The 23,948-nt window shown below is 68.1% G+C and carries 22 protein-coding genes; all 22 read left to right on the top strand.

Annotation, left to right across the window (positions count from 1 at the left end; translation table 11 throughout):
- The first annotated feature begins 98 nt into the window (after positions 1-98).
- The 22 genes from ACCD11_RS22735 (at position 99) to ACCD11_RS22630 (ending at position 23,856) form a co-directional block, all read left to right on the top strand.
- Complete coding sequence (locus ACCD11_RS22735; protein WP_007837425.1) at positions 99-902, top strand: enoyl-CoA hydratase-related protein; 804 nt, start codon at positions 99-101, stop codon at positions 900-902.
- 130 nt (positions 903-1,032) lie between these two features.
- Positions 1,033-1,476: a hydroxyphenylacetyl-CoA thioesterase PaaI gene (gene paaI / locus ACCD11_RS22730; RefSeq protein WP_413315535.1), complete on the top strand. Its 444-nt coding sequence runs from the start codon at positions 1,033-1,035 to the stop codon at positions 1,474-1,476.
- A gap of 13 nt (positions 1,477-1,489) precedes the next feature.
- Positions 1,490-2,800: a phenylacetate--CoA ligase PaaK gene (paaK, locus tag ACCD11_RS22725; RefSeq protein WP_413315533.1), complete on the top strand. Its 1,311-nt coding sequence runs from the start codon at positions 1,490-1,492 to the stop codon at positions 2,798-2,800.
- Between the two features lie 30 nt (positions 2,801-2,830).
- Complete coding sequence (locus ACCD11_RS22720; RefSeq protein ID WP_413315532.1) at positions 2,831-5,272, top strand: penicillin acylase family protein; 2,442 nt, start codon at positions 2,831-2,833, stop codon at positions 5,270-5,272.
- 46 nt (positions 5,273-5,318) lie between these two features.
- Positions 5,319-6,329, top strand: a complete 1,011-nt coding sequence (paaA, locus tag ACCD11_RS22715) for a 1,2-phenylacetyl-CoA epoxidase subunit PaaA (protein ID WP_413315531.1) — start codon at positions 5,319-5,321, stop codon at positions 6,327-6,329.
- Positions 6,326-6,625, top strand: a complete 300-nt coding sequence (paaB, locus tag ACCD11_RS22710; RefSeq protein ID WP_007837429.1) for a 1,2-phenylacetyl-CoA epoxidase subunit PaaB — start codon at positions 6,326-6,328, stop codon at positions 6,623-6,625. The genes paaA and paaB overlap by 4 nt, the downstream gene beginning before the upstream one ends.
- 14 nt (positions 6,626-6,639) lie before the next feature.
- Positions 6,640-7,413, top strand: coding sequence for a 1,2-phenylacetyl-CoA epoxidase subunit PaaC (gene paaC, locus ACCD11_RS22705; RefSeq protein ID WP_413315530.1), 774 nt, complete (start codon positions 6,640-6,642; stop codon positions 7,411-7,413).
- Positions 7,410-7,934, top strand: coding sequence for a 1,2-phenylacetyl-CoA epoxidase subunit PaaD (gene paaD / locus ACCD11_RS22700; protein ID WP_007837434.1), 525 nt, complete (start codon positions 7,410-7,412; stop codon positions 7,932-7,934). Before paaC ends, paaD begins: the two co-directional genes overlap by 4 nt.
- Before the next feature lie 12 nt (positions 7,935-7,946).
- Positions 7,947-9,032 carry a 1,2-phenylacetyl-CoA epoxidase subunit PaaE gene (paaE, locus tag ACCD11_RS22695; RefSeq protein ID WP_007837435.1) on the top strand — a complete coding sequence of 362 codons (1,086 nt, stop codon included), beginning with the start codon at positions 7,947-7,949 and terminating at the stop codon, positions 9,030-9,032.
- 34 nt (positions 9,033-9,066) lie between these two features.
- Positions 9,067-10,215: an ABC transporter substrate-binding protein gene (locus ACCD11_RS22690; protein WP_413315529.1), complete on the top strand. Its 1,149-nt coding sequence runs from the start codon at positions 9,067-9,069 to the stop codon at positions 10,213-10,215.
- A 112-nt stretch (positions 10,216-10,327) separates the two neighbouring features.
- Entirely contained in the window at positions 10,328-11,356 is a 1,029-nt protein-coding gene (locus ACCD11_RS22685; protein WP_413315528.1) for a branched-chain amino acid ABC transporter permease, read from the top strand.
- Positions 11,353-13,257, top strand: a complete 1,905-nt coding sequence (locus tag ACCD11_RS22680) for an ABC transporter permease subunit (RefSeq protein WP_007837442.1) — start codon at positions 11,353-11,355, stop codon at positions 13,255-13,257. Before ACCD11_RS22685 ends, ACCD11_RS22680 begins: the two co-directional genes overlap by 4 nt.
- Positions 13,254-13,985, top strand: coding sequence for an ABC transporter ATP-binding protein (locus ACCD11_RS22675; protein ID WP_413315527.1), 732 nt, complete (start codon positions 13,254-13,256; stop codon positions 13,983-13,985). The genes ACCD11_RS22680 and ACCD11_RS22675 overlap by 4 nt, the downstream gene beginning before the upstream one ends.
- A gap of 143 nt (positions 13,986-14,128) precedes the next feature.
- A complete protein-coding gene (paaZ, locus tag ACCD11_RS22670; protein ID WP_007837444.1) occupies positions 14,129-16,189 on the top strand; it encodes a phenylacetic acid degradation bifunctional protein PaaZ in 2,061 nt (686 codons plus the stop codon).
- 40 nt (positions 16,190-16,229) lie between these two features.
- Positions 16,230-16,790 carry a methyltransferase family protein gene (locus ACCD11_RS22665; RefSeq protein WP_413315526.1) on the top strand — a complete coding sequence of 187 codons (561 nt, stop codon included), beginning with the start codon at positions 16,230-16,232 and terminating at the stop codon, positions 16,788-16,790.
- A gap of 276 nt (positions 16,791-17,066) precedes the next feature.
- Positions 17,067-17,516, top strand: a complete 450-nt coding sequence (locus tag ACCD11_RS22660; RefSeq protein ID WP_007837447.1) for a hypothetical protein — start codon at positions 17,067-17,069, stop codon at positions 17,514-17,516.
- A gap of 158 nt (positions 17,517-17,674) precedes the next feature.
- Positions 17,675-18,271 (top strand): phosphatase PAP2 family protein, encoded by a 597-nt coding sequence (locus tag ACCD11_RS22655; RefSeq protein WP_413315525.1) that lies wholly within the window; start codon positions 17,675-17,677, stop codon positions 18,269-18,271.
- Positions 18,268-19,320, top strand: a complete 1,053-nt coding sequence (locus ACCD11_RS22650; RefSeq protein WP_413315524.1) for a glycosyltransferase family 2 protein — start codon at positions 18,268-18,270, stop codon at positions 19,318-19,320. Before ACCD11_RS22655 ends, ACCD11_RS22650 begins: the two co-directional genes overlap by 4 nt.
- Positions 19,317-20,897: an ArnT family glycosyltransferase gene (locus tag ACCD11_RS22645; RefSeq protein WP_413315523.1), complete on the top strand. Its 1,581-nt coding sequence runs from the start codon at positions 19,317-19,319 to the stop codon at positions 20,895-20,897. Before ACCD11_RS22650 ends, ACCD11_RS22645 begins: the two co-directional genes overlap by 4 nt.
- Positions 20,890-21,711, top strand: coding sequence for a ChbG/HpnK family deacetylase (locus ACCD11_RS22640; protein ID WP_413315522.1), 822 nt, complete (start codon positions 20,890-20,892; stop codon positions 21,709-21,711). The genes ACCD11_RS22645 and ACCD11_RS22640 overlap by 8 nt, the downstream gene beginning before the upstream one ends.
- A gap of 185 nt (positions 21,712-21,896) precedes the next feature.
- Positions 21,897-22,319, top strand: a complete 423-nt coding sequence (locus ACCD11_RS22635) for a tripartite tricarboxylate transporter TctB family protein (protein ID WP_413315521.1) — start codon at positions 21,897-21,899, stop codon at positions 22,317-22,319.
- Between the two features lie 16 nt (positions 22,320-22,335).
- On the top strand, positions 22,336-23,856 hold the full coding sequence (locus ACCD11_RS22630) for a tripartite tricarboxylate transporter permease (protein WP_007837457.1): 1,521 nt from the start codon (positions 22,336-22,338) through the stop codon (positions 23,854-23,856).
- The last annotated feature ends 92 nt before the right edge of the window (positions 23,857-23,948 follow it).

Raw genomic sequence — 23,948 nt, 5'->3', positions numbered from 1 at the left:
TTGTGCCGGGATGGAGGTCGATCCTAAAATCAACCGAACGGTCGGTCAATAGTGTTTGCACACCGATCCACCCCCACAGAGGATGAAAAAGACACGCCATGCCTGAGCCTTTGGTACTCACCGGCAACGCCGGCACCGTCCGCACGTTGAGCCTCAACCGCCCTGCGGCGCTCAACAGCTTCACGACCGAACTGCATGCGGAGTTGATGGCGGCGCTGGAGGCCGCAGCGCAGGACGAGAGCGTGCGCTGCGTGGTGCTCACGGGCGCCGGCCGCGCCTTCTGTGCCGGCCAGGATCTCGCCGATCCCTCGGTCGCGCCCGACCCGACTCCGGGCGCCGCGCCCAAGGACCTGGGCCACGTCATCTCCACTTATTACGCCCCGCTCGTCGCGCGCCTGCGCTCGATGCCGGTGCCGGTGATCGCCGCGGTGAACGGCGTGGCGGCCGGTGCGGGTGCCAACCTCGCGCTGTGCTGCGACCTCGTGGTGGCGGGACGCTCGGCCAGCTTCATCCAGGCCTTCACCAAGATCGGCCTCGTGCCCGACACCGGCGGCACATGGCTGCTGCCGCGCCTCGTGGGTTCGGCGCGCGCGCTCGGCATCGCGATGCTGGGCGACAAGCTGCCGGCCGAAGAGGCTGCGCGCATCGGCCTGATCTGGCAGTGCGTGGACGACGCGGCGCTGGCCGAAACCGCGGCGGCCCTCGCATCGAAGCTGGCGGCCATGCCGACCCGCGCCCTCGTCGCCACGCGCCAGGCCATGGCCGATGCGCAAGGCATGGACCTGCGGACGGCGCTCGACGAAGAAGCCCGACTGCAGCGCGTCATGGGCAATGCCGACGACTACCGCGAAGGCGTCGAAGCCTTCCGCGCGAAGCGTGCGCCGATGTTCAAGGATCGCTGAGATGAAGCATTGCTTCTTGATCTTTCGCGTTGTGCGTGAGACGGGTGCTTCGGGGCGCGCTCACGCCGGCGGGGTGGCCTGTGCACGCACCCCGAACCCGAACACGCAGCTTCGAGCCAGCTGAAAAAAGATGACCGAATCCACCCGCACTCCTCAACAAACAGCCGAGTACGTCCGCGACGGCATGCTCGCGAACGACAACGCCACGCAGGGCCTCGGCATGCGCATCGTCGAGGTCGGCCCCGGCCAAGCCACCATAGAGATGAAGGTGCGCCCCGACATGCTCAACGGCCACGCCACCTGCCACGGCGGCTTCATGGCCGTGCTGGCCGACTCGACCTTCGCCTTTGCCTGCAACTCGTACAACGAACTGACCGTGGCCTCGGGCTTCTCGATCGACTTCATCGCCCCGGCGCGCGAGGGCGACGTGCTCACCGCGCGCTGCCACGAAGTCTCGAAGGCCGGCCGCACCGGCGTGTACGACACCGAGATCACCAACCAGCGCGGCGAGCGCATCGCGATGTTCCGCGGCCGCTCCTACACCGCCAAGGGCCGCCCCGCCGTTGCCGCCTGAGGAGACAAGACACATGACAGTCAAACGCCCCACCCCCGGCGACCTCGAGCCGATCGAAACCGCGAGCCGCGACGAAATCACCGCGCTGCAGATCCAGCGCCTGCGCACCACGCTGCAGCGCGCCTACGACAACGTGCCCCACTACCGCAAGGCCTTCGACGCCAAGGGCGTGCACCCCGACGACCTGAAGTCGCTCGCCGACCTGTCGAAGTTCCCGTTCACGGTGAAGGGCGACCTGCGCGACAACTACCCCTTCGGCATGTTCGCCGTACCGCGCGAGAAGGTGGCGCGCATCCACGCCTCGTCGGGCACCACCGGCAAGCCGACCGTGGTCGGCTACACGCTGAAGGACATCGACACCTGGGCCGACCTCGTCGCCCGCTCCATCCGCGCCGCGGGTGGGCGGCCCGGCGACATGGTGCACGTGTCGTACGGCTACGGCCTGTTCACCGGCGGCCTGGGCGCGCACTACGGCGCCGAGCGCGCGGGCTGCACCGTCATCCCGATGTCGGGCGGCCAGACCGAGAAGCAGGTGCAGCTGATCCAGGACTTCAGGCCCGACATCATCATGGTCACGCCCAGCTACATGCAGGTGATCATCGAGCAGTTCGAGCGCCAGGGCCTCGACGCGAAAGACAGCTCGCTCAAGGTCGGCATCTTCGGCGCCGAGCCGTGGACCGAGGCCATGCGCCGCGACATCGAGGCCAAGGCAGGCATCGACGCCGTCGACATCTACGGCCTGAGCGAAGTGATGGGCCCCGGCGTAGCCAGCGAATGCGTCGAGAGCAAGGACGGCCCCGTCATCTGGGAAGACCACTTCTACCCCGAGATCATCGATCCCGACACCGGCGAGCTGAAGGCCGACGGCGAGGAAGGCGAACTGGTCTTCACCTCGCTGAGCAAGGAGGCCATGCCCATCGTGCGCTACCGCACGCGCGACCTCACGCGCCTGCTGCCGCCCACCTCGCGTTCGTTCCGCCGCATGGGCAAGATCGTCGGGCGCAGCGACGACATGATGATCATCCGCGGCGTCAACGTCTTCCCCACGCAGGTGGAAGAGATCGTGCTCGCGCACAAGGCGCTGTCGGGCCTCTACCAAGTGCACGTGAGCCGCGCCGACAAGCTCGACCAGGTCGAGGTGCACTGCGAACTCAACCAAGCCGACGCAGCATCGGCGGACCGCACCGCCATCGGCGAATGGGTGCAGCACCGCGTGAAGACGCTCATCGGCATTTCCACCCGCGTGGTGGTCCATGCGCCCAACGAGATGGAACGCACCCAGACCGGCAAGGCCCGCCGCGTGATCGACACGCGCCCGCGCTGAACGCATCGCTTCCCTGCAAGAACACCACAGATGACATTGAATTTCCGACCGATCGCCCTCGCCTGCATCGCCCTGGCGCTGGCCGGCTGCGCCGCCACGACGCCTGCGCCCACCGGCAAGGTCACTATCAAGCGCGACAGCTACGGCGTTCCGCACGTGTACGCCAACGACGTGCGCGGCCTGTTCCACGGCTTCGGCTATGCCGTGGCCGAAGACCGGCTGTACCAGATGGAAATGGCGCGCCGCGCGGTGCTCGGCACCGTGTCGGAAGTGATGGGCCCGGCCTACGTGGCGCTCGACAAGGGCAGCCGCGCGGGCTTCACCCCGGCCTCGATCCGCGCGCAGATGGACAAACTGTCGAGCGACGACAAGGCAATCTTCGACGGCTATGCCGCCGGCTTCAACGCCCGCGTCAACGAGGTGCTGGCGGCGCAGGCGACCCTGCTGCCCAAGCAGTTCAACGACGCTGGCTTCAAGCCCAAGGCCGACTGGACGGGTTACGACGTGGCCATGATCTGGGTCGGCACCATGGCCAACCGCTATTCCAACGTGAGCAGCGAAGTCGCCAACCTGCGGCTGCTGGAGCAACTGCGCAAGGCACGCGGCGATGTCGCCGGCCGCCAGTTGTTCGACCAGATCCGCTGGGTCGAGGACCCGCTGGCGCCGACGACCGTGCCACGCACCGGAGCGCGCGGCCAGACCCTGACGCAGCCGGCCGGCGATGACGCCGTTGCGCGCCTCTCACCCGTCTCGCCCGAACTGCTGGTTGCGAGCAGCGAGATCGATGCTGCCCGTCGAGGCGTCGCCGAACCCTGGACACGCCCGATCGCCAGCAATCTCTGGATCGCCGGCCCGTCGAAGACCACCGACGGCAGCGCCGTCCTCATCAACGGCCCGCAGTTCAACTGGTTCAACCCCTCGTACGTGTTCGGCATCGGCCTGCATGGCGCGGGCTTCGACGTGACCGGCAACACGCCGTTCGCGCATCCGGTCGTGCTCTTCGGCACCAACGGCAAGATCGCCTGGGGCGCAACCGCCGGGCCGCTGGACGTGAACGACATGTACCAGGAGAAGCTCAACCCGGCCAACCCGTACGAGTACCGCTTCAACGGCGCAATGCGCCCGATGACGAAGCGCACCGAGGTCATCAAGGTCAAGGGCCAGCCCGACCAGAGCCTGGACATCTACTCGACGGTGCATGGCGTCGTCACCAACTTCGACATTCCCAACGGCACCGCCTATTCGATGAAGCGCAGCTGGGATGGCTACGAGCTCGAATCCCTGCTCGGCTGGATCCACTCGATGCAGGCGACGAACTGGGATCAATGGCTTGCGCAAGCCTCGCGCGTGGCCATCACCATCAACTGGTACTACGCCGATACCAGCGGCAACATCGGCTATGTCTCGCCCGGCCGCCTGCCGATCCGGCCGGCCACGCAGGACATCCGCCTGCCCGCAGTCGGCGACGGCTCGATGGAATGGCTCGGCATCCGGCCCTTCAGCGAAGACCCGAAGGTCTTCAACCCGGCTCAGGGCTATGTCGCCAACTGGAACAACCAGTCGGCACCCGGCGCGGTGAGCGACGGCGGCAACTACTCGGTGGTCGACCGCGTGCGCGAATTCACCGCGCGGCTCGAGGCCAAGCCGAAGTTCACGGCCGACGAACTGTGGGCCCTGAACCGCGCCACCGCCTACTCCGACACCAACGCGCGCTACATCGTGCCCTTCGCCGTCGAGGCAACCCGCAACCTGCCGGCCAACGATCCGGCACGGCGCGCAGCGCAGATGCTGGCCGGCTGGAACATGCTCAACGAAGACCCCGCCGAGCGCGGCGTATACGACAGCCCGGCCACCACGCTGATGATGCATTGGCTGCCCATCCTCTACAAGAAGGTGCTGGCCGACGACCTGCCGCCCGCAGTCTTCGCTGCCTACGCGGGCAACGGCTATGCCGGCGAAACCCAGGTTGCGAGCATCCGCCCGGGCAACGGCCTGAAGCTGGTCTACAACGCCCTGCTCGGCCCCAGGGCCGGCGTGCCGCAGACCTTCGACTTCTTCAACGGCGAAGACAAGAACGCGGTGCTGCGCGCCACGCTGGCCCAGGCCATGGCCGAGCTGCAGCAGCGCCTTGGCAGCGACACCTCGAAATGGCGCACGCCGGTGGTCAAGCATGCCTTTCTCACCAGCAATTTCATCGGCGCGCCCCAGGCCGGCGCCGACGAGCTGCTCACGCTGCCGAGCTTCATGAACCGTGGCTCCCAGAACGACAAGGTGGTGCTGGGCGCCAAAGGCGTCACGCTGTGCACCGCAGCGCCGCCCGGCCAGAGCGGCTTCGTTGCGCCCGATGGCCGCAAGTCGGCGCACTACGCAGACCAGATGGTGCTGTTCAAGGACTTCGGATGCAAGGCCGAGGCATTGACGCCGACCGAGGTGGACCGTCGGGCCGAGTCGACGAAACAGTTGAGCTATTGAGCGCCAATCCGGCGCACCATCCCACTCACCCTCAAGGAGAACCGCGATGTACACACAAGCCATGGACACCATGGGCAAGGACGCAGGCGACGGCAAACAGAAGGCCGTGCGCTCCGCCGAGGAAATGCGGCTCGAGGAACGCTTCGACGCGCACATCGACGCCGGCGACTTCATCGAGGCGAAGGACTGGATGCCCGAGCACTACCGCAAGACGCTGGTGCGGCAGATCAGCCAGCACGCGCACTCGGAAATCGTCGGCATGCTGCCCGAAGGCAACTGGATCAGCCGCGCGCCCACGCTCAAGCGCAAGGCCATCCTGCTGGCCAAGGTGCAGGACGAGGGCGGCCACGGCCTCTACCTGTATGCCGCGGCCGAAACGCTGGGCACCTCGCGCGACCAGATGTTCGAGGCGCTGCACAGCGGCAAGGCCAAGTACAGCTCGATCTTCAACTACCCCACGCTGACCTGGGCCGACATGGGCACCATCGGCTGGCTGGTGGACGGCGCGGCCATCATGAACCAGGTGCCGATCTGCCGCTGCTCGTACGCGCCGTATGCGCGCGCCATGATCCGCATCTGCCGCGAGGAGAGCTTCCACCAGCGCCAGGGCTACGAAGCCCTGCTGACCATGATGACCCACGGCACCGAGGCGCAGAAGGCGATGGTGCAGGACGCGGTCAACCGCTGGTGGTGGCCGTCGATCATGATGTTCGGCCCGCCCGACGACCAGTCGCCCAACAGCGCGCAGTCGATGCGCTGGGGCATCAAGCGCTTCAGCAACGACGAGCTGCGTCAGAAGTTCGTCGACGCCACCGTGGAGCAGGCGCGCATCCTCGGCGTGACCCTGCCCGACCCCGACCTGAAGTGGAACGAAGAGCGCCAGGCGCACGACTTCGGCGCGATCGACTGGAGCGAGTTCTGGCGCGTGATCGGCGGCGACGGCCCCTGCAACCGCGAGCGCCTTCAGGCCCGTGTCGACGCCTGGGAAGAAGGCGCGTGGGTGCGTGAAGCCGCCATGGCCCACGCCAACAAGCAACCGATGAAGGAAGCAGCATGAGCACCGATACCAGCAAGCAAGAGTGGCCCCTGTGGGAAGTGTTCGTGCGCAGCAAGGCCGGGCTCGATCACAAGCACTGCGGCAGCCTGCACGCGGCCGATCCGAAGATGGCGATCCAGATGGCGCGCGACGTGTACACGCGCCGCCAGGAAGGCAGCAGCATCTGGGTGGTGCGCTCCGACCAGATCGTGGCGAGCGACCCGGGCGACAAGGACATGTTCTTCGACCCGGCGGAAGACAAGGTGTATCGCCACCCGACCTTCTACGCGCTGCCCAAGTCGGTCGACCACATGTGAGCAAGGCCAGGACCATGCAAGCATCGATCGAACTGAACCGCACGCCCGCCGTGCAATACCTGCTGCGCATCGGCGACACCTGCCTCGTGCTCGCGCAGCGCCTGGGCGAATGGTGCGGCCATGCGCCCGTGCTGGAGGAAGACATCGCGATGGCCAACATTGCGCTCGACCTCGTCGGCCAGGCGCGCGCGCTGCTGACACACGCAGGCCGCATCGAAGGCCGCGAGCACGACGAAGACCAACTCGCCTACCTGCGCGACGAGCGCGACTACTTCAACCTCACCATCGCCGAACTGCCGCGCGGCGACTTCGCCTTCGCCGTGGTGCGCAACACCATGGTGTCGACACTGCTCAAGCTGCTGTGGCAGCGCCTGGCCGCATCGAACGACCCCGAAGTGGCTGCCATCGCCGGCAAGGCCGTGAAGGAAGCGCGCTACCACCAGCAGCATTCGGGCGACTGGGTGGTGCGGCTGGGCGACGGCACCGACGAATCGCGCCGCCGCACCGAAAAGGCGCTCAAGCAGCTATGGCTCTACATGCCCGAGCTCTTCTTCAGCGACGCGGTCGATGCCGAAGCCGGCGCCAGCGGCCTCGGTCCGGCGTGGAGCGAACTGCGCGACCCCTGGCTCGCCGAAATGCAACAGGTGCTCGACGCCGCCGGCCTCGCCATGCCGAAGGAAGCCGCCTTCCGCAGCACCGGCAAGCACGGCGTGCACAGCGAGCACATGGGCTACATCCTCGCGGAGATGCAGCACCTGCAACGCAGCTTTCCCGGGGGGGTGTGGTGAACGCCCTCGCCTCCCGCGTCGACGCGGCATGGGCCGTGCTGCACACGGTGCCCGACCCCGAGGTGCCGGCCGTGTCGGTGTGCGACCTCGGCATCGTGCGCGACGTGATCGAGCATGACGACGGGTTGGAGATCGTGCTCACGCCGACCTACTCCGGCTGCCCCGCCACCGAGGCCATCGAGCACGACGTGCTGGCCGCCATCGAGCAGGCCGGCCTGGGCCGTGCGCGCGCAACCCTGCGCCGTGCGCCCGCCTGGACCAGCGACTGGATCAGCGACGAGGGCCGCGCCAAGCTCAAGGCCTACGGCATCGCGCCGCCCGCGCACCTGAACGCCGAGCAGGCCGCCAGCACCGCCATGCCCATCAAGCTCTTCGGCCGCATCGCCGGCGAGCGCATCGCCTGCCCGCGCTGCGCGAGCGAGCGCACCGAGCGGCTTTCCGCATTCGGCTCCACCGCCTGCAAGGCCCTGTACCGCTGCATGGCGTGCAAGGAGCCTTTCGAACACTTCAAACCCTTCTGAGACTCCCCCGCGATGAGCACCCTCTTCCATCCCCTGCGCGTGAAGGCCATCGAGCCCGACACGGCCGAGGCCGTCGTCGTCTCGTTCGAAGTGCCCATCGACCTGCAGCAGGTCTTCGGCTTCACGCAGGGCCAGTACCTCACGCTGCGCCACGACATCGACGGCCAGGACCTGCGCCGCTCCTATTCGATCTGCGCCGGCCTCGACGATGGCGAGCTGCGCGTCGGCGTGCGCAAGGTGCGCGGCGGCGTGTTCTCCAACTGGATCAACGCCCATCTGCAGCCGGGCGACACCCTGCAGGTGATGGCGCCGCAGGGCCGCTTCTTCGTGCCCATCGAGCCGGCTTCGGCACGCCACCACGTCGGCATCGCGGGCGGCAGCGGCATCACGCCGATCCTGTCGATCATGAAGACGGTGCTGGCGCGCGAGCCGCGAAGCCGCTTCACGCTGATCTACGGCAACCGCCAGCTGCAGTCCACGATGTTCAAGGAAGAAATCGAGGACCTGAAGAACCGCTACATGACGCGGCTTGTGCTGCAGCACGTGTTCTCCGACGAGCACACCGATTCGCCGCTGGGCTTCGGCGTGATGAACCGCGAGAAGATCGGCGAGTTCCTGGCGTCGGTGGTGCCTGCGAAGACGATCGACCATGTCTATGTCTGCGGCCCGTTCCAGATGAACGACGAAGCCGAGGCCGCGCTGCTGGCCGCCGGCGTGCCCGAGGAACGCATCCACATCGAACGCTTCGGCGTGGCGCTGCCTTCGGCCACGCAGGTCGGCGCGGTGGTGCACGAGGCGCAGCCCGGCGACGCCAGGCAGGCGCGCATCGTCATCGTGCGCGACGGGCTGCAGCGCGAGATCACCTACACCGAAGGCCAGCCGAGCATCCTCGATGCGGCTTCGGCCGCTGGGCTCGAAGTACCGTTCTCGTGCACCTCCGGCGTGTGCGGCACCTGCCGCGCCAAATGCGTGGACGGGGAAGTCCGCATGGAAAGAAACTTTGCGCTCGACAAGAATGAAGTGGCAGCAGGTTTCGTGCTGACCTGCCAGGCACACCCCCTGACCGAACGCGTCACGCTCTCATTCGACGAGCGCTAGAACTTCAAATATTTTTCAACCGGAGACAAGACCAATGAAACTCTTCTTCAAGCCCCTGCTGATCGCCGCGCTGTGCGCCACCGCCGCCGCGGCGTGGGCCGACGTCAATGTCGGCGTGACGCTCTCGGCCACCGGCCCGGCCGCCTCGCTCGGCATTCCGGAGAAGAACACCATCGCGCTGATGCCCAAGACCATCGGCGGCCAGAAGATCAACTACATCGTGCTCGACGACGCTTCGGACACCACCGCGGCCGTGGCCAACACGCGCAAGCTCATCGCCGAGAACAAGGTCGACGTCGTGCTGGGCTCCACCACCACGCCCAACTCGCTGGCCATGATCGACGTGGCGAGCGAAGCCAAGGTGCCGATGATCTCCATCGCCGCTTCGGCCCGCATCATCGAACCGATGGACGCCAAGAAGAAGTGGGTGTTCAAGACGCCGCAGAACGACATCATGATGTCGCTCGCCATCGCCGAGCACATGGCCGCCAACGGCGTGAAGACCGTGGCCTTCATCGGCTTCTCCGACGCATACGGCGAAGGCTGGTCGGAAGAATTCGCCAAGGCCGCTGCGCTGAAGAAGATCACTATCGTGGCCAACGAGCGCTACTCCCGCACCGACACCTCGGTGACGGGCCAGGCGCTGAAGATCATGGCCAGCAAGGCCGACGCGGTGCTGGTCGCGGGCTCGGGCACACCGGCCGCGCTGCCGCAGAAGACGCTCAAGGAACGCGGCTACGCCGGCAAGATGTACCAGACGCACGGCGTGGCGAACGCCGACTTCCTGCGCGTGGGCGGCAAGGACGTGGAAGGCACCTTCCTGCCCGCCGGCCCCGTGCTGGTGGCCGAGCAGCTGCCCGCCAGCAACCCGGTGAAGAAATCTGCGCTGGCTTACGTCGGCGCCTACGAGGCCGCCTACGGCAAGGGCACCGTGTCGACCTTCGGCGCACACGCCTGGGACGCCGGCCTGCTGATGACCTCGGCCGTGCCCGTCGCACTGAAGAAGGCGCAGCCCGGCACGCCGGAATTCCGCGCCGCGCTGCGCGATGCGCTGGAGCAGGTCAAGGAAGTGTCGGGCGCGCACGGCGTGTTCAGCATGACCGAGAAGGACCACCTGGGTCTCGACCAACGCGCCCGCGTGATGGTGAAGATCGAGAACGGCGCCTGGAAATACCAGCCCTGATGTCTTCGCTCCCTCCCCCAAAAGGGGGATGGAGCAACACAAGGCAGCGCAACTGACGGCGCTTGTGCCTGACCCTGATTCGATACACGGGCCAAACCCGAAGGTTTCTTTTATGGATTTGCAGATCGCCCTGCTCTTGGGGCAGGACGGCATCGTCAACGGTGCCGTCTACGGTTTGATGGCGCTCGCACTGGTGCTGGTGTTTTCAGTCACGCGCGTCATCTTCATTCCCCAAGGTGAGTTCGTCGCCTTCGGGGCGCTCTCTATGGCGATGCTGCAGGCTGGCCGTGTGCCGGCCACGCTGTGGCTGCTGCTGGTGCTGGCAGTCGCGGTGCTGCTGGTGGAAATCTGGCGCTGGAAGCGCGGCGCGGTGGTCGACTGGGCCTCCGCGCTCGCATGGTGCGTGGTGTTGCCGGCGGCGGCCGCCGCGCTGGTGCTGCTGCTCAAACCCACGTCGATGACGGGCCAAACGCTCACCACGCTGCTTCTCATCATGCCGCTCGGCCCCCTGCTCTACCGCCTGGCCTACCGGCCGCTGGCGGACGCCAACGTGCTGATGCTCCTGATCGTCTCGGTCGCGCTGCACGGTGTGCTGGTCGGGCTGGGCCTGCTGTTCTTCGGCGCCGAAGGCTCGCGCACCGCGGCGTTCTCCGAAGCGCGCCTCGACATCGGCGGCATTCCAGTCGGCGGACAGTCGCTGGTGGTGGTCGGCGTCACGCTGCTGCTGGTGATTGCCATGTTCCTGTTCTTCGGCCGCTCGATGATCGGCAAGGCGCTGCGTGCCACCGCCATCAACCGGGTGGGCGCGCGGCTGTCGGGCATTCCGACCGAGCTCTCGGGCGACCTGAGCTTCGCGCTCGCAGCGCTCATCGGCGCCGTCTCGGGACTGCTGATCGCACCGATCACCACGGTGTATTACGACACCGGCTTTCTCATCGGCCTGAAGGGCTTCGTCGCCGCCATCGTCGGCGGGCTCGCGAGCTATCCGCTGGCGCTGGCCGGCGCGCTGCTGGTGGGACAGCTCGAAGCATTCGCCTCGTTCTGGGCCAGCCCGTTCAAGGAGGTGCTGGTCTTCACGCTGATCATTCCGGTGCTGTGGTGGCGTTCGCTCCACAGCCGCCACGTGGAGGACGAAGAATGAGCGCGTCTTCGAATCCCGCGACACTGAACACCCCGCCCGAAGGCAAGCCGCTGGTCACGCCGCGCCAGCTCACGCTGGCGTGCGTGGTGCTGCTGGCGCTGGCCTGGGGCTTCCTGCCCGAATTCACGGTCTCGGTGCTCAGCAACATCGGCCTGTATGCGCTGGTCGCGGCCGGGCTGGTCATGCTCACCGGTGTGGGTGGCATGACCTCTTTCGGGCAGGCCGCGTTCGTCGGCATGGGCGCCTACGCCACCGCATGGATCTGCACGTCGCCCACTGCTGCCGCCTGGCTGGGTGGCGCGGTCGGCCCTGCGCTGCTGCCGTGGGCCGGCCTGCTGCTGGGCCTGGCGTTCACCTTCGCGCTGGCCTGGATGCTCGGCGCGGTCACGCTCAAGCTGTCGGGCCACTACCTGCCGCTGTGCACCATCGCCTGGGGCCTGAGCCTGTACTACCTGCTGGGCAACATGGACTTCCTCGGCGGGCAGACCGGCATCACGGGCGTGCCGCCGCTGGTGGTGGCGGGGCTATCGCTGGCCACGCCGCGCGCGCTCGGCGTCGTGATCTGGGCGGTGCTGCTGCTGGCGCTCTGGGCGCTGCACAACCTGCTCGATTCCCGCGAAGGCCGCGCCATCCGCGCACTCAAGGGCGGGCGGCTGATGGCCGAGTCGATGGGCGTCGACACGGCGCGCCACCGCATCAAGCTGTTCGTGCTGGCCGCGCTGCTCGCGGCGGTGTCGGGCTGGCTCTATGCGCACCTGCAGCGATTCGTGAACCCAACGCCCTTCAACCTGAACATCGGCATCGAGCTGCTGTTCATGGCAGTGGTCGGCGGCGCGGGCCACCTGTGGGGTGCGGTGCTGGGTGCGGCGCTGATCACGCTGCTGAAGGAAAAGCTGCAGGACGTGCTGCCCTCGCTGCTCGGCAGCAGCGGCAACTTCGAGGTGATCGTGTTCGGGCTGCTGATGCTCTTCGTGCTGCAGCGTTTTTCCGACGGCCTGTGGCCCACGCTGGCGCGCATCACGCGCCGCTGGGTGCGCAACGATGCGGCGCGCAAGGCGCCAGCTCTCGCATCGAAGGCGCCGACCGTGCAGCTCGCGCAGCGCACGCTGCCCGCGAGTGGCGAACTGCTGCTGCAAGCCAGCGACGTGAGCAAGCGATTCGGCGGGCTCGTGGCCAACAACGCGATTTCGATGACGCTGAAGGCCGGCGAGATCCATGCGCTGATCGGCCCGAACGGCGCCGGCAAGAGCACCTTCTTCAACATGATCTCGGGCGTGGACGATCCGACCTCGGGCGAGGTGAAGCTCGCCGGCCAGCCGATGGCGGCCAAGCCTTCGCGCGCCTTCGCCGCGCTGGGCCTGGGCCGCACCTTCCAGCACGTGCGCCTGCTCGGACAGCGCAGCGTGGCCGAGAACGTCGCGCTCGGCGCGCACCTGCGTGCGAAGCGTGGCTGGCTCGCCGCGATGCTGCGGCTGGACCGTGCCGAAGAAGCCGCGCTGATGGCCGAGGCCCGCAGGCAGATCGAACGCTGCGGCCTCGGCGCGCATGCCGACACGCCCGCGGCATCGCTCTCGCTCGGCCAGCAGCGCGTGGTCGAAATCGCCCGCGCGCTCGCCGGCCAGCCCTCGGTGCTGCTGCTCGACGAACCGGCGGCCGGCCTGCGCCATCTTGAAAAGCGCGCGCTCTCGGTGCTGCTGAGCCAGTTGCGCGCCGAGGGCCTCGGCATCCTCGTGGTGGAACACGACATGGAGTTCGTAATGAACCTCGCCGACCGCATCACGGTGCTCGAATTCGGCACCGTCATCGCCACCGGCACGCCGGCCGAAGTGCAGGCCAACCCGCGCGTGCTTGAAGCCTACCTCGGCGGCGCGGACGACGAACTGCTGGAAGACGCCCGATGAGCCATCCTTTGCTTCAACTCGACGGCTTCTGCGTCGCCTACCGCACCGTGGAAGCGGTGCACAGCGTGCGCCTGCAGGTGAACGAGGGCGAGATCGTCACCGTGATCGGCCCCAATGGCGCCGGCAAGACCACGCTGCTGTGCGCCGCCATGGGCCTGCTGCCTTCCACCGGCCAGCTGATGCTGGACGGCGAGCGCGTCGCGCGCCCCAGCGTCGAGACCATGGTGGCGCGCGGCGTCGCACTGGTGCCCGAGCGGCGCGAGCTGTTCGGCGAGATGTCGGTGGAAGACAACCTGCTGCTCGGCGGCTTCTACCAGTGGCGCAAAGGCAAGCGCGACCAGCGCGCGCGCATGGACGAGATCTTCGGGATCTTCCCGCGCCTGCGCGAGCGCCGCCCACAGCTGGCTTCCACGCTTTCGGGCGGCGAACGCCAGATGCTGGCCATTGGCCGCGCGCTGATGGCGCGGCCGCGTTTGCTGATGCTCGACGAACCCTCGCTGGGCCTCGCCCCGCTGGTGGTGCGCGAGGTGCTGCGCGTGGTGTCGCAGCTGCGCAGCCATGGCGTGTCGGTGCTGCTGGTCGAGCAGAACGCCCGCGCCGCGCTGCAGGTGGCCGACCGCGCCTACGTGCTGGAGATGGGCGCCGTGGCGCTCGAAGGCAAGGCGCGCGACCTGCTGCACGACCAGCGGATCATCGATACCTACCTGGGTATCGGCAAGAAAGAGTGACCTGAATTCCTCCCTCCCCCTCTGGGGGAGGGCCGGGGTGGGGGCATGCGGCCTCCACCTCCACGCCGCCTGAATCGGGGGACAGGCCCCCATCCCAGCCTTCCCCCAGAGGGGGAAGGAGCAACACGGAAAGGACATTGCCCATGACCACCACCCTCCAAAGCTACATCGCCGGCCGCTGGATCGGCCAGCAGGCCGCCCAGCAACTGCGCAGCGCCGTCAACGGCCAGCCCGTGGCAGCCACGCACGCCGAGGCCATCGACTTCGCCGAAGCGCTGCAGTACGCGCGCCGCACCGGCATTCCCGCGCTGATGGCGCTCGACTTCCAGCAGCGCGCCGAGCGCCTGAAGGCGCTGGCCAAGTACATCGCCGCGAACAAGGAAACGCTCTACGCCATCTCGGCCCACACGGGCGCCACGCGCGCCGACAGCTGGATCGACATCGAAGGCGGCGCCGGCACGCTGAGCGCCTATGCCGGCATCGGCACCAACGAGCTGCCCTCCGGCAACCTCGTGCACGAGGGCCCGGCCTTCCCGCTCGGCAAGAAGGGCGGCTTCGCGGGCACGCACATCCTGGTGCCGCGCGGCGGCGTGGCGGTGCATATCGATGCGTTCAATTTCCCGGTGTGGGGCCTGCTCGAGAAGTTCGCGCCCAGCTTCCTCGCGGGCATGCCCTGCATCGGCAAGCCGGCCACGGCCACCAGCTACCTCACCGAGGCGCTGGTGCGGCTCATCGTGCAGTCGGGCATCCTGCCGGCGGGCGCGCTGCAGCTCGTCATCGGCGGCACGGGCGACCTGCTCGACCGGCTCGAAGGGCCCGACGTGGTCACCTTCACCGGTTCGGCCGACACAGCGGCCAAGCTGCGCGTGCACCCGAACATCGTGCGCCAGTCGATCCCGTTCAATGCCGAGGCCGACTCGCTCAACTGCGCGATCCTCGCGCCCGACGTGACGCCGGACGACGAGGAGTTCGATCTCTTCGTGAAGGAAGTGGCGCGCGAGATGACGACCAAGGCCGGCCAGAAGTGCACGGCCATCCGCCGCGCGATCGTGCCGCGCCGGCACCTCGATGCGGTGGCCGAGCGGCTGCGCGCGCGGCTCGCGAAGACAGTGGTCGGCGATCCCTCGCGCGAAGAGGTGCGCATGGGCGCGCTCGCCTCGCGCGACCAGCAGGCCGACGTGGCCGCGCGTGTCGCCACGCTGCTGCAAGGCGCCGAGCTGGTCTACGGCGAGCGCGACGGCTTCTCGCCGATTGGCGAGGGCGTGGCCGATGGCGCGTTTTTCGCGCCTACGCTGCTGCTGAGCCGCAAGCCGCTCGAGCACGACGCTGCACACGATGTGGAGGCCTTCGGCCCCGTCAGCACGCTGATGCCCTACGAGGGCATCGACGAAGCACTGGCGCTGGCTGCGCGCGGCCGCGGCAGCCTCGTCGGCACGCTGGTCACGCGCGACCCCGCCATCGCGGCCAAGGCCATTCCGGTGGCTGCCGCGTGGCATGGCCGCCTGCTCGTGCTCGACCGCGAGGCCGCCGCCGAATCGACCGGCCACGGCTCGCCGCTGCCACAGCTCAAACACGGCGGCCCGGGCCGCGCGGGCGGCGGCGAAGAGCTCGGCGGCCTGCGCGCGGTGAAGCACTACCTGCAGCGCGCCGCGGTGCAAGGCTCGCCCACCATGCTCGCCGCCATCACCGGCGAACACGTGCGCGGCGCGGCCGTGCGCGAGAGCGAGGTGCACCCCTTCCGCCGCTACTTCGAGGACCTGCGCATCGGCGACTCGCTGCTCACGCACCGCCGCACCGTGGGCGAGGCCGATATCGTCGCCTTCGGCGGCATCTCGGGCGACTACTTCTACATGCACTTCGACGAGGTGGCGGCCAAGGAATCGCCCTTCGGCAAGCGCATCGCGCACGGCTACTTCGTGCTGTCGGCCGCGGCAGGCCTGTTCGTGTCGCCGTCGCCGGGCCCGGTGCTCGCCAACTACGGCCTGGACACGCTGCGCTTCACCAAGCCCGTGGGCATCGGCGACACCATCCAGGCGCGCCTGACCTGCAAGCGCAAGATCGACCGCAACAGGAAGGACGCGAGCGGCCAGGGCCAGGGCGTGGTCGCATGGGACGTGGAGGTGACCAACCAGGACGGCGAGCTGGTCGCCAGCTACGACATCCTGACGCTGGTTTCCAAGAAACCCGAAGCGGCGGCCTCCTGACGCACCGGAAAGCGCCCAAGGCCGTGTAAATTCGCCCGCCATGCTCTTCTGGCTCCAGCTCTTCCTATTCGTCGCCGGCACCGCGGCGCTGCTGTACGTGTCGCGCGGCCCGCTGAGCCGGCCCGGCTCGCACGGCTTCTACCGCTTCTTCGCGTGGGAATGCATGCTGGTGCTGGTCGTGGTGAACCTGCCCGTGTGGCATGACGATCCGTTTTCGGCGAGGCAGATCGTCTCCTCGCTCTTCTTCGTGCTGTCGATCTGGCTGCCGATCCACGCGGTGCGGCTGCTGAAGGCGCAGGGCAAGCCGACCGAGGCGCGCAGCGACGACCCCGCTCTGTATGGTTTCGAGAAAACCTCGTCCATCGTCACCACCGGCGCCTTCCGGTACATACGACATCCGATGTACACGGCACTGATGCTGCTGGCCTGGGGCGCCTTCCTCAAGCAGTTCACCTGGCTCACGCTGGCACTGGTGCTCGCGGCCACGGTGCTGCTGTTCCTGACTGCCCTGCGCGACGAGAAGGAATGCATCGCGCATTTCGGCGACGCCTACCGCGCTTACATGCGCGGCACGCGGCGCTTCATTCCGTTCGTGCTCTAGGGTCTGTCATCGATCAAACGCCCTCGCGCTGGCCCCGCCATGCGGTGGATGTGCGGAGGGCGGCGCTGCCCATGGTCACCCATGGGCAAGCCGGCCGACAAAGCAGACGCCGTATGGCGGGGCCAGCCGGGAGGGAACCCCTGCTGCAGGGGTTCGCGAGGGCGTTTGATTGATGACAGACCCTAGGGTCCGTTCACACGCGCGTCATGCACTACCTTGCGGGATGCTGACCCGCGTGCTCAGGTTCCGTTCACAAGAGCGGCCTAGCATTCGCGCATGCTGTTCGCACGCATCCGCCGTTTCGCCGAAACGCACCACAGGGCGTGGTGCGTCGCAGGCGTTCTGCTGATCTTCCTGCAGCCCTTCATCGCGGTCCATTTCCGCTGCGACGGCCTGGAAGACGAGCCGATGCTGCGGGTGCGCAGCGCCAGCGACACCACCCAATTCGAAGCCGACGACCGCGCGGACCATCCGTCCGACCGCGAGACCACCGTGTTCGCCCAGGCGCCAGCAAGCATCGACCACCCCGACGCCTTCGGCTCCGCGCTGGACACGCTGATGGCGATGGTGCTGGCGCTGCTGCCGCTTGCCATTGCAGTCGCGCGGCTGGCAGTGCCCATCGTGCGCAAAGCGATCGAATACGTGCCGCCGCACGGCGGTGCGCCACCCCCCGCGCAACCCTGGCGGCGCCTGCCGCCCACTGCCGCACCACCTTCCGGGATCTGAGACGCGACGCCTCGCGCGTCGGACCGTCCGCTGCGTCGCGCAGCGGGCTCTCTCGTCCCGTCGAAAGGTTTGACCATGTCCGGTTCTCGCTGTTGCGCACCCCTCACCGGCTGCTGCTGCACGCCCATTGTTTTCTCCCGTCCATCGAGGGTGGCGCCATGAACGCGCTCAACCTCACGCTCTTCCAATGGCTCGCAGCCGGCAGCCAGCCGACGCCGTGGGTGCTGTCCGTGGCCTCGGCCCTCGCGCTCTGGGGCAGCTGGCTGAGTGCCGGTGTGGTCGCCGTGGCACTGTGGCGGCATCGCGCCGACCGGCCCTACCTGTGCATCGTCGCGGCGCTCGCGGGCCTCGCCTCCATGGCCTCGCACGCGATCTCGCTGTCGCTCAACATGCCGCGCCCCTTCGTGCTGGGGGTGGCGCCGTCGTACATCGAGCATGCGAGCCGCGGGTCTCTGCCCAGCACGCACGCAACAGTGATGTTCCTGGTGGCGCTGGCCTTCCTGCTGCGTCCCAGCCTGCGCAGGCTTGGGGCACCGCTGCTGGCGCTGGCGACCCTCACCGGGTGGGCGCGCGTGTACGTGGGCGTTCATTTCCCGCTCGACATCGCCGCAGGCCTGCTGCTCGCGTGCGCGATCGCGGGGGTGCTCGCCGCCGCGCAATGGTTCGTGCGCCATTTCCTCTCTTTTCAGGCGTCGCACGGGGGCCGCACGCGCGACGACAAGACGACGGCCGCTTCTTTCTGGAGGCATCCATGATCTCCTCGACCCACACCGCCAGGCATTCACGCGCACCGGCCGCTCTCCCCCAGGCCGAGGCTCCCGCGCCGCACACGGCCACGCCGCTCGCACCAGAGGCCGGCGCGCGCAGCATTTCCTGCGTGATCCCGTGCTTCAACGAAGCGGCCAACCTGCGCCACCTGCTGCCGCTGCTCGAAGACATCCTCTGGGCCACGCACATGCGCTGGGAGATCATCGTGGTGGACGACGGCAGCACCGACGACACCGCCGCCGTGGCTGAAGCGTGGTGCGAGCTCTCCGGCTTTCGCTGCATCTCGCTGTCGCGCAATTTCGGCAAGGAGGCCGCGCTCACCGCAGGCCTCGCCGCGGCCACCGGCGACGCGGTGGTGCTGCTCGACGGCGACCTGCAGCACTCGCCCGAGCTCATCCACACGATGGTCGCGCAATGGGTGGCCGGCGCGGAAGTGGTGTACGCGGTGCGCGAGCAACGCAGCGACGAAAGCCGCTTCAAGCAGATCGGCAGCAAGCTCTTCTACAGCCTCGTCAATTCCTCGGACCGCTTCGACGTGCCCCGAGACGCGGGCGACTTCCGCCTGATGGACCGCAAGGTGGTCGATGCCCTCATGAACCTGCCGGAACGCAGCCGCTTCATGAAGGGCCTGTACGCCTGGGTGGGCTTTCGCGCCGTGGCGCTGCCCTATACGCCCGCGCCGCGCGCGGCGGGCAGCAGCTCCTTCAACGCCCGGCGGCTGGTACGCCTGGCCATCGACGGGCTGACGGCCTTCACCACCTGGCCGCTGCGCATCGTCAGCGTGGCGGGGCTGCTGCTGGCGCTGCCGGCCTTTGCCTATGGCACCTTCGTGGCGATCGATTACCTGCTGTTCGGCAACGCGGTCTCGGGCTGGACCACCATCGTCGTGAGCCTGATGTTCTTCATCGGCATCCAGATGATCTCCACCGGCATCGTGGGCGAGTACATCGCGCGCATCTACGAGGAGGTCAAGGGTCGCCCGCTGTACGTGGTGCGCCGCGAGAGCGGCACGGGGCTCGAGGCCGAAAAACCATGAAGCGACCTGCCCCGGCATGGTGGACTGCGCCGCAGCCACTGTGGCTCATTGCCGCCCTCTTCGCATGGCTGCTGGCCACGGCCTGGGTGCGCCCGCTGATGGCGCCCGACGAGGGCCGCTACGGCGGCGTCGCGCTTGCGATGCTGCGCTCGGGCGACTGGCTGGTGCCGCGGCTCGACGGCCTGCCCTTCTTCCACAAGCCGCCGCTGTTCTACTGGATCGGCGCGGCCGCGATGGCGGTGACGGGGCCGGTGGAATGGGCGGCGCGGCTGCCCTCCGTGCTGGGCGCGGGCACCGCGGCGGCGGCGCTGTTCCTGTTCCTGCGCCGGTGGTCGACGGTGCGGCTGGCGCTGCTGTCGACCGTGGTGCTGGTGACCACGCCCTTCTTCTTCCTGGGCGCCCAGTTCGCGAACCTCGACATGCTGGTGGCCGGCTGCATCTCGGCCACGATCCTGCTGGCGGCCGGCGCCGCATTGGCGAAGGAGCGCGAGGAACCCTGGCGGGCGCTACTCGCGGGCGCCTACCTGTTCGCGGCAGCCGGGCTGCTGGCCAAGGGGCTGATCGGCCTCGTGCTGCCCGTGGCGGTGATCGCGATCTGGTGCGCGGCGACGCGCAGGTTCGCGGCGCTGCGGCTCGCACTGTGGCTGCCCGGCTGGGCGGTGCTGCTGGCCGTGGCCGGCCCGTGGTTCGTCGCAATGCAGATGAAGTACCCGGAGTTCTTCGACTACTTCGTTGTCACGCAGCACTTCCGGCGCTTTGCGTCCTCGGGCTTCAACAACGAGCACGGCTTCTGGTTCTACCTGCCGGTGCTGGCGGGGCTCACGCTGCCGTGGTTCGCGTGGGTGTTCGTGCCGCGGGGCAAGGACGACGCCGCACGGCCCGGACGCTCGGATGTCGACTGGCTGATGTGGATCTGGCTCGCGGTCATCGTGGTGTTCTTCTCGCTGCCGCGCTCCAAGCTCGTCGGCTACGTGCTGCCGGCGCTGCCGCCGCTGGCCTTCCTGATCGCGCAGCGCGTGCTCGCGGGCCGTGTGCCGGAAACGCTGCTGCCGAAGGTGCGCGCGATGACGCTGGCCGCCGCCGCCGTGTGCATTGCCTGCGTGGGCGCCGTCACGGTCCTGGCGTCACCGCCGGGCGCGCGGCTGCGGCTGCCCGCCGGGCAGGCGGTGGCGCCCGGCGACCAGGTGCTGATGCTCGACAGCTACTACTACGAGATTCCCTTCTACTGGAACCTGCGCGAGCCCGTGCTGATTTCGGACGACTGGCAGGCCGCGGCCCGGGACACCCGCGACAACTGGCGCAAGGAGATCTCGGACGCCGGCCGCTTCGAGCCCGCGCGCGCCGCGGCCACGCTGCTCGACCGCACGCAGCTCGCGGCCACGCTGTGCGCGCCGCGCGTCACCTGGGTCGTCGGCTCGAACACGGCACAGCTCGCCAATCCGTGGCTCTTTCGCGCGCAGCTGGTGGCGGTGAACGAGAGCGCCGCAGCCTGGCGCTTCGCGGGCAGCGCCACGCACGATCCGCACTGCCTGGACGTTGCGCCCGCCCCGGCTTCCGGAACGAACGGCGATGACTGAGGCAACGCGCCGCCTCTGCATCTGCGCCGACGATTTCGGCATGAGCGCAGGCATCAACTCCGCCGTGTTCGACCTGGCCGAACAGGGAAAGATCACCGCCACCAGCGGCATGGTGCATCGCGACGCCTGGGAGGAAGGCGCGAAGGTGCTGAAGCTCATCGACCCGGCACGGCTCGACGTCGGCCTGCACCTCGACCTCACGCGGCCCGCGCTCGCCGGCGGCCCCGAGCCCGGCCTGCTTGGGCTGCTCGCCCGGACGTACACACGCACGGTGTTCGCGCCGGGGCTGCAGGCCGACATCCGCGAACAGCTGACGCGCTTCGAGGACGCCGTGGGCCGCGCGCCCGCCTTCGTCGACGGGCACCGGCACGTGCACCAGTTCCCGGTAGTGCGCGAACTGCTGGTGGAGGAGATCGCGCGGCGCTATGCGGCGTCGCCGCCCTGGATCCGCAACACGGCGCCGGGCGCGCAGCATGGCCCCGACCGGTTGAAGGCCCGGGTCATCCACGCACTGGGCGGCGCGCAGTTGGCCGCGCTGGCCGCGCAACGCGGCATTCCCATGAGCAGCCGCCTGCTCGGCGTCTACGATTTCTCGGGCGACATGCAGCGCCACGAACAGCGCCTGTCCGAATGGTTGGCGGCCTGCCGCACCGGCGACGTGCTCATGTGCCACCCGTCCGCCGGCATCCTGCCCGGCGACCCGCACGGCGGCGCCCGGCTGCGCGAGTACGCCGTGCTGCGCGGGCTGGTCCTTGCGGCGAGCGGCGGGATTGCGCTCGCGCCGCTCTCGCGGTGCCTGTCCCGGCCATCCTGACGGCAACGTCGCGCGCCACCGTTGCTCCGCGCCCCTTCATACGTAGTTCCCCTCACGCACGCGTCAGATTCCGATCAGCCAGGCCCCAGAGCATCGGGGGCGTCCGGAATCACATCCGGATGGAGACAGGCCCGGGCCGGTTCGAGCGGAGCCGGGCGCATTCAATCCCACTACATCGTGAGCGTATGAAAAATAGAAATCTTGTCAGGGGACTCTTCCTCATGGCAATCGCGCTGGCCTTCGGCCTGACCGCGCTTCGCTACCCCATCGGAGACTTCAGCCGCGCCGGGCCTGGCCTGTTCCCCGCCATGATCAGCGGCATGCTGCTGGTGATCGGCGTGGCGACCGTGGTCCGGTCGTTCCTCGTGGAGGGCGTGCCGCTGGAGTTCAACTTCAGGAACATCGGGCTGATCCTGGCCAGCCTCTGCGGCTTCGCGGTGATCTCGATGTACCTGAACATGATCGCGGGCATCATCTTCATGGTCTTCTGCTCCGGCTTTGCCGCCTCGTCCTACTCGTGGGTACGCAACGCCAAGGTCTCCGCCGGCCTGATCGTCATGGCGCTGGCGCTGCAGAAACTGCTCGGCCTGAACCTGCCGCTCTATTGAGAAAAAGAAAAAGACCATGGAAGTCCTCAACAACCTGGCGTTCGGCTTCTCGCACGCCCTGACCATGCAGAACCTCCTGTTCTGCGCCATCGGCTGTACCGTGGGCACGCTGGTCGGGCTGCTGCCCGGCCTCGGCCCGCTGGCCACCATCAGCCTGCTGCTGCCGCTGACCTACTCCATTCCGACGACCGGCGCGCTCATCATGCTGGCCGGCATCTACTACGGCGCGCAGTACGGCGACAGCGTCAGCGCCATCACGATGAAGATCCCGCATGCGAGCAGCATCGTGGCCTGCATCGACGGCTATGCAATGACGCTCAAGGGCCAGACCGGGCTGGCGCTGTTCACGGCCGGCTTCTCGAGCTTCATCGGCGGCACGGTGGCGATCCTCGTGCTGTCGTTCCTGGCGCCCGTGCTCGGCGAGGTGGCATTCCTCTTCGGCCCCGCGGACTACGTGGCCATGATGCTGGTGGGCTTCGTGTGCGTGAGCTTCGTGACCACCGGCAGCCTGCTCAACGGGCTGGCCATGTGCATGATCGGCGTGCTGCTCGGCACCATCGGCACCGACGTGAACAGCGGCGCGCAGCGCTTCACGCTCGACCTGCCCTTCCTCGTGGACGGTGTGGGCATCGTGAGCATCGCTCTGGGCTGCTTCGGCATCGCCGAGATCACCAAGAACCTCGACTCGCGCGAGGAGCGCTCGCCCTTCAACGGCAAGATCAACCTGATCCCGACCTGGGCGGAGTTCAAGCGGATCATTCCGAGCGCCCTGCGCGGCAGCGTGGTCGGCTCCTTCCTGGGCATCCTTCCCGGCGGCGGCCCGACCATTGCCCAGTTTGCGGCATACGCGATCGACAAGAAGGTCAGCAAGTACAAGCACGAGATCGGCACCGGCTGCATCGAGGGCGTGGCCGGCCAGGCCGCGGCCGACGAAGCGGCGGCGCGCACGAGCTTCATTCCGCTGATGAGCATCGGCATTCCGGAAAACGCCGTCATGGCGCTGATGCTGGCGGCCTTCATCATCAAGGGCATCCAGCCCGGCCCGAACATGATCGGCAGCCATCCCGAGCTGTTCTGGGGCCTGGTGGCCAGCATGTGGATCGGCAACGTGTTCCTGCTGGTGCTGAACGTGCCGCTGGTGCGCTACTGGCTGTCGGTGTTCAAGATCCCGTACGCCGTGCTGTTCCCGTCGATCCTGTTCTTCTGCTGCATCGGCACCTACAGCGTCAACAACAACCTGGAAGACGTCTTCATCACGGCGGCCTTCGGCTTCATGGGCTACATGTTCATGCGGCTGGAGCTGGATGCCGCACCGCTCATGCTCGGCTTCATCCTCGGCCCGATGCTGGAGGAGAACTTCCGCCGGGCGATGCTGCTGAGCCGCGGGAGCTTCGGCACCTTCGTCTCGCGGCCGATCAGCGGCACGCTGCTGGGCCTGATCGGGATCTTTGTGGTGTGGCAGGTGGTTTCGTTCGCGCTCCAGGCCCGGAAGAAGAACGGGATCCAGCCGCCGGTTGCGTTGGAGCCGCAGGAGTAATAGCGGTCGCGGCTGCTGGCGGGAAGGCGGCGGGCCGTGCTCGCCAGCCCTGCCACACCTATATGTGAAACGCCGCCAGCCCACCCACCACA

It is taken from the genome of Variovorax sp. Varisp36 (assembly GCF_047304235.1).
In the GTDB taxonomy this organism is placed as follows: domain Bacteria; phylum Pseudomonadota; class Gammaproteobacteria; order Burkholderiales; family Burkholderiaceae_C; genus Variovorax.
Note: the sequence above shows the minus strand (reverse complement) of the source record. Positions and strands in the feature narration are given on the sequence as shown.

Coding starts and splice junctions, on each gene's coding strand:
- ACCD11_RS22735 (WP_007837425.1), top strand. CDS start 99: ATGCCTGAGCCTTTGGTACTCACCGGCAACGCCGGCACCGTCCGCACG.
- paaI (WP_413315535.1), top strand. CDS start 1,033: ATGACCGAATCCACCCGCACTCCTCAACAAACAGCCGAGTACGTCCGC.
- paaK (WP_413315533.1), top strand. CDS start 1,490: ATGACAGTCAAACGCCCCACCCCCGGCGACCTCGAGCCGATCGAAACC.
- ACCD11_RS22720 (WP_413315532.1), top strand. CDS start 2,831: ATGACATTGAATTTCCGACCGATCGCCCTCGCCTGCATCGCCCTGGCG.
- paaA (WP_413315531.1), top strand. CDS start 5,319: ATGTACACACAAGCCATGGACACCATGGGCAAGGACGCAGGCGACGGC.
- paaB (WP_007837429.1), top strand. CDS start 6,326: ATGAGCACCGATACCAGCAAGCAAGAGTGGCCCCTGTGGGAAGTGTTC.
- paaC (WP_413315530.1), top strand. CDS start 6,640: ATGCAAGCATCGATCGAACTGAACCGCACGCCCGCCGTGCAATACCTG.
- paaE (WP_007837435.1), top strand. CDS start 7,947: ATGAGCACCCTCTTCCATCCCCTGCGCGTGAAGGCCATCGAGCCCGAC.
- ACCD11_RS22690 (WP_413315529.1), top strand. CDS start 9,067: ATGAAACTCTTCTTCAAGCCCCTGCTGATCGCCGCGCTGTGCGCCACC.
- ACCD11_RS22685 (WP_413315528.1), top strand. CDS start 10,328: ATGGATTTGCAGATCGCCCTGCTCTTGGGGCAGGACGGCATCGTCAAC.
- ACCD11_RS22680 (WP_007837442.1), top strand. CDS start 11,353: ATGAGCGCGTCTTCGAATCCCGCGACACTGAACACCCCGCCCGAAGGC.
- ACCD11_RS22675 (WP_413315527.1), top strand. CDS start 13,254: ATGAGCCATCCTTTGCTTCAACTCGACGGCTTCTGCGTCGCCTACCGC.
- paaZ (WP_007837444.1), top strand. CDS start 14,129: ATGACCACCACCCTCCAAAGCTACATCGCCGGCCGCTGGATCGGCCAG.
- ACCD11_RS22665 (WP_413315526.1), top strand. CDS start 16,230: ATGCTCTTCTGGCTCCAGCTCTTCCTATTCGTCGCCGGCACCGCGGCG.
- ACCD11_RS22660 (WP_007837447.1), top strand. CDS start 17,067: ATGCTGTTCGCACGCATCCGCCGTTTCGCCGAAACGCACCACAGGGCG.
- ACCD11_RS22655 (WP_413315525.1), top strand. CDS start 17,675: ATGAACGCGCTCAACCTCACGCTCTTCCAATGGCTCGCAGCCGGCAGC.
- ACCD11_RS22650 (WP_413315524.1), top strand. CDS start 18,268: ATGATCTCCTCGACCCACACCGCCAGGCATTCACGCGCACCGGCCGCT.
- ACCD11_RS22645 (WP_413315523.1), top strand. CDS start 19,317: ATGAAGCGACCTGCCCCGGCATGGTGGACTGCGCCGCAGCCACTGTGG.
- ACCD11_RS22640 (WP_413315522.1), top strand. CDS start 20,890: ATGACTGAGGCAACGCGCCGCCTCTGCATCTGCGCCGACGATTTCGGC.
- ACCD11_RS22635 (WP_413315521.1), top strand. CDS start 21,897: ATGAAAAATAGAAATCTTGTCAGGGGACTCTTCCTCATGGCAATCGCG.
- ACCD11_RS22630 (WP_007837457.1), top strand. CDS start 22,336: ATGGAAGTCCTCAACAACCTGGCGTTCGGCTTCTCGCACGCCCTGACC.